The following is an 11,453-nucleotide window of genomic DNA, read 5'->3' on the forward strand; positions in this document are numbered from 1 at the left end:
CGGATTGTAAATGAAAAATATCTAAAAGAGTAATAGACAAATTTTCCTTTTTTTTTTATAATTACATAGCAACGAACTTTCTATACAGAAAATATGTTCGTACATAGAATGTTTAATCGTGTTATGAATTAACAGTATAAAACATTGCACGGTGACATATATGGCAAATAGTGTTATCCTCATAGCGAGGATAACATGAAAAGCCCCGACAGATGCTGGTAACATCGGTCAGGGTATCGGGTCAGAGCGCTTGCACCGCTCATTCCCCTTACACATCGTAATAGTTTTTAGGCAGCGTTGCAATAGTCTACGAGTCCTTTTAACTATTTCTAAAATGTGTAATATCGCACAATATTTGCGATATTTGGGGTGAGGGTGTAGCCAAATGGCTGCACCCTTTTTATTTTGTTATCTCATCTAGCAGGAGGGCTTATGACAGTGACCAGTGCAATATATCAGCAGGATATCGGTTCCACTACATACATGACCTCGGCTGAGCAGATGGACAGTATTACAGCGTATGTGTTGCAAGATGAAGCGAGACACATGGATATAACGTTGCTTAATGGAGATAAGCTGACCTTTGTTAGTACGATGACGGTTGGTGACGCTATTGTTGCAGCATCCATGTTTTTGTTACTAGCTTTTATGGTTTTAAAATGGCTGCTAGAAACTGTATGGAGGCGGTAGTGATGTATACCCTATATAGCCTTAATCCTCAGATGTCTGCTGCCTTAATTGGTTTTGCGATTACGGTTCCGGTGTTGGTATCACTGTTTGGGCGTAGCCTAATTAGGGTGGTGATGGCATCAAGACCCTAATCGGAGCGACTTTGATTTGGTTGCTTGGCAACCCGGATTTACTCTTGTTGCTTTGTAGTTTCACCTTTGGAATCGGATTGCTTTATGCTCTGATATCTGGATATCTCTACGCAGAGGATCAGCGAGAAGAAAGAAGGTGGGATAACTTATGAACATGAGTGATATTTGGGACTGGAATTTTTATTGGCAAATGTTTCGGAATTTTACGGCTACAGTATCACCGTTTGTTATGATACCAGTCGCTATACTCAGTGTCGGACTACTGGTAATTATGATCGTCAGCATTGTTAGATATGCGAGGTCAAGCTGATGGCTGATCCTACAATTAATTTTCCAAAGAGTTATTGGACAGATGCTAACTTAAGCAGGCTTTGGTATTTCGTCAAATATGCACTTAGCTACAATCAAAAGCTTGTACTGATTATTGTAGCAATTTTTACAGCTGGGATGGTTGCTGTAATGGTGATCGACATATTTGCCAAGGCAAGGGAAAAGGACAAGCATGACGATGAAGATTTTGATTTTTAATAGGTGAGCAAGGGGTAACCCACTCTATAAATTAAAAAAAATATTAGGAGGCATAAATTATGGCAGCAGCAATTGATTTATCGGGGGTTAAACTTCCATTTACGGTGGGGGACGGACTTAATGCAGGTACACAGGTTATGGGGATTTTCGGGGATTGGACATTGCTAGGTGTTGGATTTGCGCTTGCGATACTGATTATTGGTGTAATCTTCTGGGTTGTCAAAAAGTCCAAATCAGCAGCAAACACAAAATCCTAATCGAAGGATCATAAATAGCCCAGACACTACGTCTGGGCTATTTTTAAAGAAAGGAGGTATAGCGTGAAATGGTGCTTACCTTTAATTTTCTTAATAGGTTTGATGTTGTTTCCTAATGCAGCTTTTGCAGATATTACTTGGAATGCTGTTTCTCAGGGTTTTGATGTGACAGACGATGAATATTTCGTTTCTGTACCTAAAGAATCTACTGGTTCATTTGGGTTTAGTGGTGGGAAGTTTGTTAATCCGCAAGGAAAATATTTTGATGTGGTATGGGTACATACAAACAAAGTATTGGCTTCGGATATTAGCATAGACGTTACTTTCGGAGACGGATTTACCGTTAATATTCCACTATTTTCAACGTCTAATCAGATTCCGGGAGCGTATTTTAATTCTCATCCCAGCAAGGGGATTACGCTTAAATTTAAATCAGATGGTCGTACTAACTATAAGGCTTATATTAGTAGCTATGGACTCAAAGATTATGACGGTCCGGGACCATCTACAGCGCCCACTGCAACGCCTACAACAGCGCCTACAGCTAAACCAACTGTAGCGCCAACCGTAGCGCCTACTGTAGCGCCGACTGTTAAGCCATCAACAGCGCCTACAGTAAGCCCAACATCAGTAACGCCAACAGCAACAGCTACTTCTAATCCAACCGACCCCGGAACTACTGATCCGGGGAACGGTGGCGAAGAGTGTACAGCAGCATGCCAAAACATTATAGATCAATTAGAGTGTCCGGAATGGGATGAATACATGGGGGCATGGGCTGATATGATACGAAGCACCATTCCACCGCCTCCTGATTGGGATATGGTCGCTGACAAGATAGGTGCAGCAACAATAAATCATCTAGCTAATTATATTGGGGATGTTCCAGCCCCACCAACAAAGGAGGAAATAGAATATGAAACAATGGCGAATTTACCATGGCTTGACCAATCGGTGGAGACGAACGATCTTGTACCGAAAGTACCGGGAGATTACAACAACGGTAAAATTGATTTCGACCTCAATAAAGATGCTCCGACAATTCAAGTAAAAGATGAATCGGACCCCTTTGTTATAGATGATCCATTAAAGGATATGCAATATGATGATCCGGGGGTTAAGGTGATTCCGGGCGATCTGCGAAATAGTTCAGAGGGGATCAAGCAGCCTGATAAAGTTGATACTGGCGATCCTGCCCCGACACCGGGGAAAATTATATTTGAGCTTCCGAAACCGAGCGCGCCACCACCGAATCCGGAGATACCGCCCATGCCCGCGGTCACGTCTGGACCACCACCGACACCGGGGCCAATTATATTTGAGATTCCAAAATATAGCTCATCAATTTTAGTGGATACAGATAGTTAGGAGTGAGGTGATTGAAAAAAATATTGTTATTGATGATTTTGATTGTTTCAGCATTACCTATGCAAAGTGCTTTTTCATATAGTGGTGGTTATCTTAACGGTAATGCTCTTAGCTTTGGAAATGGTAAGTCTGGATTTGGGACAACTACTTATTGCACAGATAATAAACTTAATACTTCTCAAACCTTAGATAAGGCGGGCGGATGGGTAAAATATAATTTTTATAAGGGTCCTATTGGTGTTGGATCATATATTTTATCTATAAATAATTATTCAGGGGAAGAATTAACTCTTGAATTATTGGATGCTAGTCAGAAAGTTTTGTTTACTATAACAGGTCTTAATACAGGATACGAAAAGACATTTTTGCCTTCATTAGTTACTAACGTTAGTTTCTTTAAGCTTACTAATGATTCTAATCAAACCATATATTTAAGTGAATTTGATTTGTTTTACGATTTTTTGGAGCCAACACCAACGCCAACACCAACACCGACACCAATACCCACACCGACACCAATACCAACACCAACACCAATACCAAAGCCGCCAGACAAGCCGATGCTATCGGCAAAATCGACTGAAAAGCGTATTATTATGGACTGGACAAATGTTGGAGCTGATAAGTATCTGCTATACCGTGATGGGGGGAAATATGCTGATCTGTCAGGCAAGGAAACAAAGTACGTTGATAACGATGTGAAAGATGACACGGACTATAGCTATAAAGTTAAGGCGGTTAATAGTTATGGGGAAGCTGAATCTAATACCGTTGTCATTAAGCTTAATAAAAGCGTGTCGGATTGGACGGGGATTAAAGTACCGATTAGTGCAGTAGAGGCAGTAAAGGTAGGGATTGATCTTATACAGATTTATAGGGATTGGGTACTGATCGGAATTGCCTTTGCTCTTGCAGTAATCATTATGACGGTACTATATTACAACGTTAAGAAAGGCAAGCAGATTGCAACAGTAGCGCAGGTAGGAAGGAGAAAATGAAATGAATGAATATTTTACCGTTGGCGGGCTTCTAGAAGTAGCGATGAAAAATGTATTGATTTTGTCTCCGGCTCTGCTGCTTATTTGTGGTGTAATGCTGGCTGATAATATGCAAGCTATGCTCTTTAAGATCCTGCGGTATGCACGGCGTACCATGCGGATATGATCGGTCAGATTTTAAGGGCTGGATGGGACTTTTCCATGAGATTGACTCAGCGAGTGCTTAGTTTTTTATCGTCATTGCTAGGTCATTTGTTCCAGACCCTTTTTTCATTTCTTAAGATTTTGCTTCGACCGTTATTTATCGTCATTGCCTTATTGCTTTACTTTGTTTATAAAATCGCTGAGCTAGCAGTTACGCTTATAAGCTTATTTTTAGCAATTGGTAAGCTGCTGTTAGCCTTTATCAAGGGGATTTTTGTTACACTGGCTGGATTTACATACACACCAACGACACCTCACCACGGGCAATGGACATCTATATTTATAAACGTAGCCGGGGGGTTTGAAAAATTCCAGCTAGATAAGATCGCCTATATTTTGCAGTTTGGTATTTGGTTTGGTACAGCCTTTGCCGTTGTGAGGATCATCAGTAGTATCAGATCGGGGGAGTAAGCTGTGTACGATTACTTTTTACCGCCAGCACTCCGTAATTTTATAGATTCAATCTTTGCTCCACCACTGGAATTTTTACGGCTAGCGAAGACTTATCTTAATCAGACAAGCCTTGTTGCTGGACATGGTATCAGCCTTAATAAGTACTTAGGTTTTTTTGATTACTTGCCGCCATCGATGCAAAACGTGATGAACTCTTTGTTAGCATCGATTGTCTTGCTAGCAATCTTACAGCTAGTTAAAGCGATTATACGGATGTACTTTGCTTTTAAAGATGGAGCTAAGTGGTGGTAATTCCGACCTTGGCCACTTGGAATTAAACAGGAGGGATATATAAGTATGGATGCAGTATTTAGCTACTTTGTATCTATCGGTGCTGGACTAACTACAGGGGTTGTAGTCGTATTGTTACCGTCAGCATGGCTTTATAGCAAGATCAAACGGAGTAAGGGAGGTAAGGCAGATGCTAGGAGCAAATAAGGAGCCGTATGAGCCACAGGATACACTTGTGATTTTTAAAGATGATGGTACAGCGGATGTGGCTGCCGTGATAGAGATCAATGACGATAGGTTATATGCAGAGTCGGCTATGACCTCTTATTCTGTGCCAGTGGGCGATTTTAGCTCTTACACTGGTCGCAAGGGAAGAATCTTTTTGACAGGAGCTACCATTGAAGCATCATCCGACTATCAGCGGATTGCAGCGCTAGAGCGCAGCACGGTACTACGTCAAATCACTCATTACCAGGGCGATCCTCCGATAGCTGCAGCTGGTATGAGCTTGTTAAAAAAGATGCTGATAGGCGTAGGAATTGTAGCCTTGCTTATCTTTTTAAAGGCGGTGTAGCGTATGAGCGTAGCGCCTAATAATGCGGATAAAATACAGTCAGTTATCAACGATGACCTGTTTCCAACGGTCACACATGTAAGTGATGTTAAACAGGTCTTGGAGTTCATGAAGGACGTTGCTGCACCACTCAGCGAGGAACAAGTAAGGGCAATTCTGCTGCTGGAGAGTTTGGGTAGTAATAAGCGGCTGCATGGAGACAAAAATCCGTATGCAGGTATTATCAAATCCATTACAGGCGAGTTTAAACGGGCTGTTGGTCGCACTGAGACGTATCTCCAGACAATAGAAGAGTTAATACCAAAACCACCTAAGCCAATCATTATGGCACCGGATGGACGACCAGTAAGGGGGCGCAGATAGATGCCGCATAATATAGGGGTTGTTGGACCGTTAGGCTCCGGTAAGACAACTACAGCTAGCATGATGGCGTGGCTATATAAGACTGAGATTGAAAAACGTGGTGGTAGTATCAAACTGTTCGCGAACTACGACCTTACAGGCGCTGAATGGATGCGTAAGGCTGAGGATTGGTTTAAAGTGGCTGATGCTCACGGCAGCATTTGTGTGTGGGACGAGTCCCACCGTTCATTCGATAGCAGAAAGGCACTTAAATTTGAAAATACGCTTGCTACGGACCTTTTAACATTCGTGAGAAAGATGGCTAGTATACAGATTTTTGCTACACCGTCCATTAACCGGCTAGATACTCGTATACGTGAAATGTTAGAAATTTTAATCCAAGTCCGTCCAATGGGGAACAAGGGCATTCATCTGGATTACTACGATTATTTGGCAGATGGTGGCGGCAAAATGGGCAAGTTTCTGCATTCGCGTTTTCTGCCTGCAAGTAAGGTCAAGCAGATTCATAAGTTACATTTATTTGATACACACTCATTTGTAGGTGGTTTTCCTTTGCCAAAGACTGAAAGAGCAGCCGAAAAATTTTGGACTAAGCTAGAGCAAACACATGATGACGCTATGAGGAGGATAAGAGATGACAATAATTCCCGAAAACGCATTGAAGTCGGATCCCCAGCAGTTGCTTTATAACTTTCCCGGTATACATCCAATTAAATATACTAAGCTATCCTCAGAGTATCATCACTGGAGAGCGGTAGCAGCAGCAGAAAAAACAGCAAGGATCTTTGGACGGTTATTGGTTCCCTGCACAATGATACACTGGGAACGTAAGCTTAAATTTGAAGATAGACGTATCCAAATTGGAAAAAATGCCTATTTTGCTCTGTCTCGGGAAGAAATGACGAGCATTGAATTTAAAAAATATAGCGCGGCTGCCTATGAAGATAAAGAGAAAATTATGGCATAAGGGGACTGATAAATCCAGCTTTGAATGAGTTGGGTTTATTTTTTTGTGTGTAGTAGTATTCAAATTCCGAACGTCTTATATGAAAAGTGTTGCAAAATTCAATTTGCTGCAGTAAAATGAATTTAGCAACATAAAACAAATTACTCCGGAGGATTCAAGTGGCGAGAAAAACATGGCAAAGTGATAATTATGGCGGTGCGCGTGAAGGGGCTGGACGTCCAAAAATGGGAATATCTAAGCCATTACGGATCAATCTACCATCAGAGGCTTGGGAAGAAATCGACGAATTGATTGGTCAAGGTAAGTATGATAATTATTCGGAGTATTTTCGCAAGTTACACGAAGGGATACGATGAGATGACTCGTAGACAAGAAATAGAATGCGAAATTGCAAGGCTGGCTTCTGAAATTACGGATGAATCTACTTTATTAGAACAAGTGCAAAACATGAAACAGCGTCAGAACCTTTATACTGAATGGTTGAGGGAACCGGATTTGCCTGATCTTGATTTTATGAAACATCAGCGTCGATAGGAGGTTTTATAGAATGTCTAAAAATGAATTTATAGAAGCATCTATGAGATATATCAGAGAACAATGTGAGCAATTTCCAGAAGAAATTAAGATTTCTCTTCGTATGCAAAATTATATAACTCGATCTATCGAGGGTGCATGGGATTGCGGCAAAATGGAAGTTCTGGAACGTATTGTAGAGAGGTAGTTTGTGGAAATCTGATCCCTGCCATATTTAAAATACATAAAAAGGATCAAATAGAACTATATGCGAAAATAATGCGAACAAAAATTCTTTTTAGAATATAAATTCGACAAATTTTAGGATATTGCGCAAATTGATCTAGTAAACATTGGTAGACTCATGGTAATATTTGCTTTAGATAAATAAAAGAGCCACGTTTCACGGCGGCTTAGAGCTACCAACTCTAATGCTGCTAAACCGACCCTAACATCGGAGAAACAGGCGCGCTGAACACATGGCTTTGCCCTCATTGTACCGTATTTTTATTGTGCGATCAATAGGAACGAAGTAATGCGCATAAGCCCTCCTGTATCCCTTTCTGGGTGTACAGGAGGGCTTTTTGCATAGAAAGGCTTAGAACGCCACACAGGAGCCGTCAAGGGCGCGTAAGCGGCGAAGCGAACCCTTGACGAGCGGTTCCCACCACCGACCCTAACAGCCGTTCCCGAACCTTGCGTTCGGGAACCTGCCACCCGGCGAGGGGGCGCCGCAGGCTAAAGGATTCTTAAGGCGTTAGCCTTAAGCTGCCAGCGGCATATCAGTTCTTAATTTAATAGGAGAGTGAAACTATGAAAAATTTACTTTGTGGGTCTTGTGCCATAAAAGCCTCACTGGAACTATCAGAACGTATTGAATTAGCTAATTCTCGTAAATTGGATGTGGAATATCATTGTCTAGGCTGCGGGAAAGTTCATTTTTGGACGCTTAAGAGAAACGGAGAAGAAACGGCTGAAATGGTCGAAACGGTTGAAATCGTCGAAATGAGCGAAATTGAGGAAAAAAGCGAAATTTTCATCCAGACAAGACTATTCTGAAATATTCATATGGTGATAAATTCACAAAAGGAGTGAATTATGGATTTCACAATGGTTGTCTATTATCTGGCGGATATTGTTTCATCGTTTGGGCTGATTCAAGTTTTTGCTGTGCTTTTTATTATTGGTTTTTTGTTTGTTTTGGTAATAGATTTGTAGTTTTTAAGAGTGCAAACGTTCAAACTGGTGCGAGACCCCAATGCTTATAATATGGGGTCACGGTAGGGCTTCCCAATACCCTCCAAACCCGTACTGCTCTAAGGTTTGGGGCTTCCACCACACGTAAGGTGGAGAAAATGGGAGTAAATCGTACGTATGATTCAGAATATAAAGAGTTTTATCATTAAAATCGACTGCGCTTTGTGTTGCTAAAACTTTTTTTGAAGGAAGGAGGTCTAAAATGCCGGAATTATATACTAAACCGAATGGAACGTTTCGCGGAAAGAAGAGATTTCAGCCTGATCCATCTCATTTTTTGTTCAATGTCGATACCCTTTGGTATACATACGATGCAGATAATTATGATGAAGTAATGCAGGAAGGTCTTTTACAACGGCTGATTGACGGTAAGAGCGTTTCAGAGGATGGTGAGGGAACGGATTACATACAATTGCTGCTAGGCCGATATGAGTATCCTGTGACGTTCAGCATTGAATCACATGGACAAAAGCCGATTTATGCTTTTCAGATTCGGAATCAAGATATGGCGATTTACTTCGCACGGCGGCGGCGTAATGATGGGACGTTTCCGGTAAAGGTTCAGATAAACCAATTTAAGCTATGGGATATGGGGGTACAGGATGCCTTTTTGGAGTCGTTGGAAGTTTTGACTGCGCTTGGTTTTCAGTATGAAGCTGCGAAGCCTAATAGGATTGATTTATGTGTGCATTCAGACCAATTTAAATGGACTCTGGACGATTTAAAAGCTTTGGATTACCCAAGGAACATTGAGGATGATAACAAGCCCAATTTCAACAAGCTAGACCCCTGTACGGGTGAATTTGAAACAGTATACTACGGTGATCGTACACGGTTGCAATTGCGTATGTATAACAAATCTATTGAGATTACGAAAAAGAAGAAAGACTATTTCCGCGAGATTTACAAGAAAAACGGGATGGATGCTGAAAAGGTTTGGAACATTGAGTTTGAAATACATAGGGACTACATGAAAGGTTTTGCTTGTGAAGAAACAGGCGAAACGGGGATATTTGATACTATGGATTTTTTGCTTAGACTAGACGGTTTATCGCTGCTCTGGACGCATTTAATGAGTAAGTTCAACCATCCGTCTGCATTCTGGAAACAACTCAGTAAGGGAGATCTTAATCACTTTGTAGAGTGTAAGAATTTTATTTTTCGGTTGAAGGATATCGACACCACGAAGGAACGGGAGATTGCTCAGATTAGAGGTAGGCTGCAAAAGCTTATTTTGAATGAAGAGCTTGAGCCAGACGCAGATTTTATGATTGAAGCGATGAAGGTATTTACGAATATGTTTCATGATTATGAATCAGAGAAAGAAAAGGATTTTACGGAGGATGTATTGAAAAAACGAAAAGAGTATATGGATGTTCAAATGCTCAAGCGAACTATGGCAGAGCGGCAGCAGACAAGTAATAAGCTGGAACTGCTTACAGAATTATTGCATAAAAAGACTTTGCATAATGCTGATAAGGTGCTATTAAAAGAAAAAGACGCACAATGATCGTGGGGATCAATGAGCGCCAAAACAATGTAAATAAAGTATATCAGGTCAGAGATAATAGATCAAAATGAAAATAAGGAGAGGGTTTTAATGGAATTATTCGCTTATTTTGTTCTTGCGTTGCTTATTATTGTTAATCTTATTGCTTTTGTGATTGATATCTCATCTACTATAGATCCTATTTTGAGAGGGTATAAAAGAGAAGATGATGAAGTAGCTACTTTTGTAAGGTTGAAATCAGTTGAGGTGTACAGAGTATGGCATATCTTACTTGTTATTTGTTTATTGCCTGCGTGGTCTGTCTATGGTTTACTTTACGGGCTTTTTTTTCTCACAAAATATTTATTCAAATTTCCGGTATTTACAAAAGGGGGAAAAGGTAATGGATGAAACCGCATTGATTCGCCGTGCTCTGGACGCTTGCGGTTACCAGGAATCATTGCCAACACCGAAAGCTCTTTATGATTGTCTCTATGATTTTGTTGACGCGGGTGTGTTTAGAAATTTAGAATCAGAAGATATAGAAGACCTCACTGTAGCGGAAATGGCGTGGGGTTTAATCCGATACTGTAGGTGATATGAAAATGCTAGGAACCAAGGAAATCAGTGAGATTTTAGGGGTTAAAGCCGTTACAGTACGTAAGTATGCGGGAGAACTTGAGAAGGCAGGGTATAGCGTTACGAAAAGCGAGAGCGGACATCGGGAATATTCAGAAGATGACGCTACAGCATTCAGGCACATGAAAGCGCTATGTGAACAGAGCGGGATGACAGTTGAATTAGCAGCAAAAGTAGTAGCAGCAAAGCATTTTAAAGCGCACGAATCTGTAGCGCCTATGGTTGTTTCGGCAGATAATCAGGTGTCAGAGCGATACGAAGAACGATACAATGAACTTTTTGCGGTTATGCAGCAGCTAGGGGAGCAAAACCAACAACAGGCGGCAGAACTGGATCGGTTACATAAGCGGATGGACGAGCAGAACGCTAATATATCAGTCATTTTGAGGGAGGTTCTGGAGACTAGGCGCTTAGTTGCTGCAACGTCTGCGCGGAAATGGTGGAAGTTTTGGGACAAGGAGATTCATGACGAACCTGATCCGAAAGCCGTTTGGAACAAAAAGCAGAATCCAGAAAACTACTTAAAATAGACGTGGGGCGTGGGGAATAATAGAGATATTATCTCTATACTACGCTGCACGGTGCTATAGCAAGCGACCTTTTGCGGGTTGCTTTTTTTGTTGTATGCTAAAGAGAAAAATAAAAGGAGGACACAGATGAAGGAATGGGGTTCTAATTTGGGAAGAAAAAGGATTGATCCGGAAGAAGTTGTAAAAACAATTTGTATAAATGTAAAACAGAAAGTTCTTACAGAGATTGAAAAAGAGGGCGTTCCTAAACATATTATTGAG

Annotated in this window: 22 protein-coding genes; all 22 read left to right on the forward strand. The window is 41.1% G+C overall.

Annotated features, from left to right (window positions below; translation table 11 throughout):
- Positions 1-438: 438 nt before the first annotated feature.
- The 22 genes from NSQ91_RS31845 to NSQ91_RS31950 all read left to right on the forward strand — a co-directional run bounded on the left by NSQ91_RS31845 (position 439) and on the right by NSQ91_RS31950 (position 11,192).
- Complete coding sequence (locus tag NSQ91_RS31845) at positions 439-690, forward strand: hypothetical protein (RefSeq protein WP_340921643.1); 252 nt, start codon at positions 439-441, stop codon at positions 688-690.
- 2 nt (positions 691-692) lie between these two features.
- Positions 693-821 carry a hypothetical protein gene (locus NSQ91_RS31850; protein ID WP_340921647.1) on the forward strand — a complete coding sequence of 43 codons (129 nt, stop codon included), beginning with the start codon at positions 693-695 and terminating at the stop codon, positions 819-821.
- Positions 822-1,130: 309 nt separating this feature from the next.
- The gene (locus NSQ91_RS31855; protein ID WP_340921650.1) at positions 1,131-1,349 is read left to right on the forward strand and encodes a hypothetical protein; all 219 of its coding nucleotides are present in this window, start codon (positions 1,131-1,133) and stop codon (positions 1,347-1,349) included.
- Positions 1,350-1,408: 59 nt separating this feature from the next.
- On the forward strand, positions 1,409-1,606 hold the full coding sequence (locus tag NSQ91_RS31860; protein ID WP_340921653.1) for a hypothetical protein: 198 nt from the start codon (positions 1,409-1,411) through the stop codon (positions 1,604-1,606).
- 63 nt (positions 1,607-1,669) lie between these two features.
- The gene (locus NSQ91_RS31865; protein ID WP_340921656.1) at positions 1,670-2,974 is read left to right on the forward strand and encodes a hypothetical protein; all 1,305 of its coding nucleotides are present in this window, start codon (positions 1,670-1,672) and stop codon (positions 2,972-2,974) included.
- Positions 2,975-2,985: 11 nt separating this feature from the next.
- Entirely contained in the window at positions 2,986-3,972 is a 987-nt protein-coding gene (locus tag NSQ91_RS31870; protein WP_340921659.1) for a hypothetical protein, read from the forward strand.
- 1 nt (position 3,973) lies between these two features.
- Positions 3,974-4,138 carry a hypothetical protein gene (locus NSQ91_RS31875; RefSeq protein ID WP_340921663.1) on the forward strand — a complete coding sequence of 55 codons (165 nt, stop codon included), beginning with the start codon at positions 3,974-3,976 and terminating at the stop codon, positions 4,136-4,138.
- 35 nt (positions 4,139-4,173) lie between these two features.
- Positions 4,174-4,587: a hypothetical protein gene (locus tag NSQ91_RS31880; RefSeq protein ID WP_340921666.1), complete on the forward strand. Its 414-nt coding sequence runs from the start codon at positions 4,174-4,176 to the stop codon at positions 4,585-4,587.
- Positions 4,588-4,590: 3 nt separating this feature from the next.
- Positions 4,591-4,881 (forward strand): hypothetical protein, encoded by a 291-nt coding sequence (locus tag NSQ91_RS31885; RefSeq protein WP_340921668.1) that lies wholly within the window; start codon positions 4,591-4,593, stop codon positions 4,879-4,881.
- Between the two features lie 45 nt (positions 4,882-4,926).
- Positions 4,927-5,067, forward strand: a complete 141-nt coding sequence (locus NSQ91_RS31890) for a hypothetical protein (RefSeq protein WP_340921671.1) — start codon at positions 4,927-4,929, stop codon at positions 5,065-5,067.
- Positions 5,051-5,434, forward strand: coding sequence for a hypothetical protein (locus NSQ91_RS31895; RefSeq protein ID WP_340921674.1), 384 nt, complete (start codon positions 5,051-5,053; stop codon positions 5,432-5,434). The genes NSQ91_RS31890 and NSQ91_RS31895 overlap by 17 nt, the downstream gene beginning before the upstream one ends.
- Positions 5,435-5,437: 3 nt before the next feature.
- Positions 5,438-5,797, forward strand: coding sequence for a hypothetical protein (locus NSQ91_RS31900; RefSeq protein WP_340921677.1), 360 nt, complete (start codon positions 5,438-5,440; stop codon positions 5,795-5,797).
- A complete protein-coding gene (locus tag NSQ91_RS31905; protein ID WP_340921680.1) occupies positions 5,798-6,487 on the forward strand; it encodes an ATP-binding protein in 690 nt (229 codons plus the stop codon).
- Entirely contained in the window at positions 6,432-6,764 is a 333-nt protein-coding gene (locus tag NSQ91_RS31910; RefSeq protein WP_340921684.1) for a hypothetical protein, read from the forward strand. Before NSQ91_RS31905 ends, NSQ91_RS31910 begins: the two co-directional genes overlap by 56 nt.
- A gap of 158 nt (positions 6,765-6,922) precedes the next feature.
- Positions 6,923-7,120, forward strand: coding sequence for a transcriptional regulator (locus NSQ91_RS31915; RefSeq protein ID WP_340921687.1), 198 nt, complete (start codon positions 6,923-6,925; stop codon positions 7,118-7,120).
- A 1-nt stretch (position 7,121) separates the two neighbouring features.
- On the forward strand, positions 7,122-7,298 hold the full coding sequence (locus NSQ91_RS31920; RefSeq protein WP_340921689.1) for a hypothetical protein: 177 nt from the start codon (positions 7,122-7,124) through the stop codon (positions 7,296-7,298).
- A 13-nt stretch (positions 7,299-7,311) separates the two neighbouring features.
- A complete protein-coding gene (locus NSQ91_RS31925) occupies positions 7,312-7,485 on the forward strand; it encodes a hypothetical protein (RefSeq protein ID WP_340921692.1) in 174 nt (57 codons plus the stop codon).
- Between the two features lie 605 nt (positions 7,486-8,090).
- Entirely contained in the window at positions 8,091-8,336 is a 246-nt protein-coding gene (locus tag NSQ91_RS31930; protein ID WP_340921695.1) for a hypothetical protein, read from the forward strand.
- A 400-nt stretch (positions 8,337-8,736) separates the two neighbouring features.
- Positions 8,737-10,044 (forward strand): replication initiation protein, encoded by a 1,308-nt coding sequence (locus tag NSQ91_RS31935; RefSeq protein ID WP_340921698.1) that lies wholly within the window; start codon positions 8,737-8,739, stop codon positions 10,042-10,044.
- Between the two features lie 90 nt (positions 10,045-10,134).
- Positions 10,135-10,434, forward strand: coding sequence for a hypothetical protein (locus tag NSQ91_RS31940; protein WP_340921700.1), 300 nt, complete (start codon positions 10,135-10,137; stop codon positions 10,432-10,434).
- Complete coding sequence (locus tag NSQ91_RS31945; RefSeq protein ID WP_340921703.1) at positions 10,427-10,621, forward strand: hypothetical protein; 195 nt, start codon at positions 10,427-10,429, stop codon at positions 10,619-10,621. Before NSQ91_RS31940 ends, NSQ91_RS31945 begins: the two co-directional genes overlap by 8 nt.
- A gap of 7 nt (positions 10,622-10,628) precedes the next feature.
- Positions 10,629-11,192: a MerR family transcriptional regulator gene (locus tag NSQ91_RS31950; protein WP_340921706.1), complete on the forward strand. Its 564-nt coding sequence runs from the start codon at positions 10,629-10,631 to the stop codon at positions 11,190-11,192.
- Positions 11,193-11,453 lie beyond the last annotated feature (261 nt).

It is taken from the genome of Paenibacillus sp. FSL R7-0048 (assembly GCF_038004505.1).
Lineage (GTDB): Bacteria > Bacillota > Bacilli > Paenibacillales > Paenibacillaceae > Paenibacillus_AQ > Paenibacillus_AQ odorifer.

Coding starts and splice junctions, on each gene's coding strand:
- NSQ91_RS31860 (WP_340921653.1), top strand. CDS start 1,409: ATGGCAGCAGCAATTGATTTATCGGGGGTTAAACTTCCATTTACGGTG.
- NSQ91_RS31900 (WP_340921677.1), top strand. CDS start 5,438: ATGAGCGTAGCGCCTAATAATGCGGATAAAATACAGTCAGTTATCAAC.
- NSQ91_RS31950 (WP_340921706.1), top strand. CDS start 10,629: ATGCTAGGAACCAAGGAAATCAGTGAGATTTTAGGGGTTAAAGCCGTT.
- NSQ91_RS31905 (WP_340921680.1), top strand. CDS start 5,798: ATGCCGCATAATATAGGGGTTGTTGGACCGTTAGGCTCCGGTAAGACA.
- NSQ91_RS31935 (WP_340921698.1), top strand. CDS start 8,737: ATGCCGGAATTATATACTAAACCGAATGGAACGTTTCGCGGAAAGAAG.
- NSQ91_RS31920 (WP_340921689.1), top strand. CDS start 7,122: ATGACTCGTAGACAAGAAATAGAATGCGAAATTGCAAGGCTGGCTTCT.
- NSQ91_RS31940 (WP_340921700.1), top strand. CDS start 10,135: ATGGAATTATTCGCTTATTTTGTTCTTGCGTTGCTTATTATTGTTAAT.
- NSQ91_RS31890 (WP_340921671.1), top strand. CDS start 4,927: ATGGATGCAGTATTTAGCTACTTTGTATCTATCGGTGCTGGACTAACT.
- NSQ91_RS31875 (WP_340921663.1), top strand. CDS start 3,974: ATGAATGAATATTTTACCGTTGGCGGGCTTCTAGAAGTAGCGATGAAA.
- NSQ91_RS31910 (WP_340921684.1), top strand. CDS start 6,432: ATGACAATAATTCCCGAAAACGCATTGAAGTCGGATCCCCAGCAGTTG.
- NSQ91_RS31945 (WP_340921703.1), top strand. CDS start 10,427: ATGGATGAAACCGCATTGATTCGCCGTGCTCTGGACGCTTGCGGTTAC.
- NSQ91_RS31895 (WP_340921674.1), top strand. CDS start 5,051: ATGCTAGGAGCAAATAAGGAGCCGTATGAGCCACAGGATACACTTGTG.
- NSQ91_RS31925 (WP_340921692.1), top strand. CDS start 7,312: ATGTCTAAAAATGAATTTATAGAAGCATCTATGAGATATATCAGAGAA.
- NSQ91_RS31880 (WP_340921666.1), top strand. CDS start 4,174: ATGAGATTGACTCAGCGAGTGCTTAGTTTTTTATCGTCATTGCTAGGT.
- NSQ91_RS31855 (WP_340921650.1), top strand. CDS start 1,131: ATGGCTGATCCTACAATTAATTTTCCAAAGAGTTATTGGACAGATGCT.
- NSQ91_RS31850 (WP_340921647.1), top strand. CDS start 693: ATGTATACCCTATATAGCCTTAATCCTCAGATGTCTGCTGCCTTAATT.
- NSQ91_RS31930 (WP_340921695.1), top strand. CDS start 8,091: ATGAAAAATTTACTTTGTGGGTCTTGTGCCATAAAAGCCTCACTGGAA.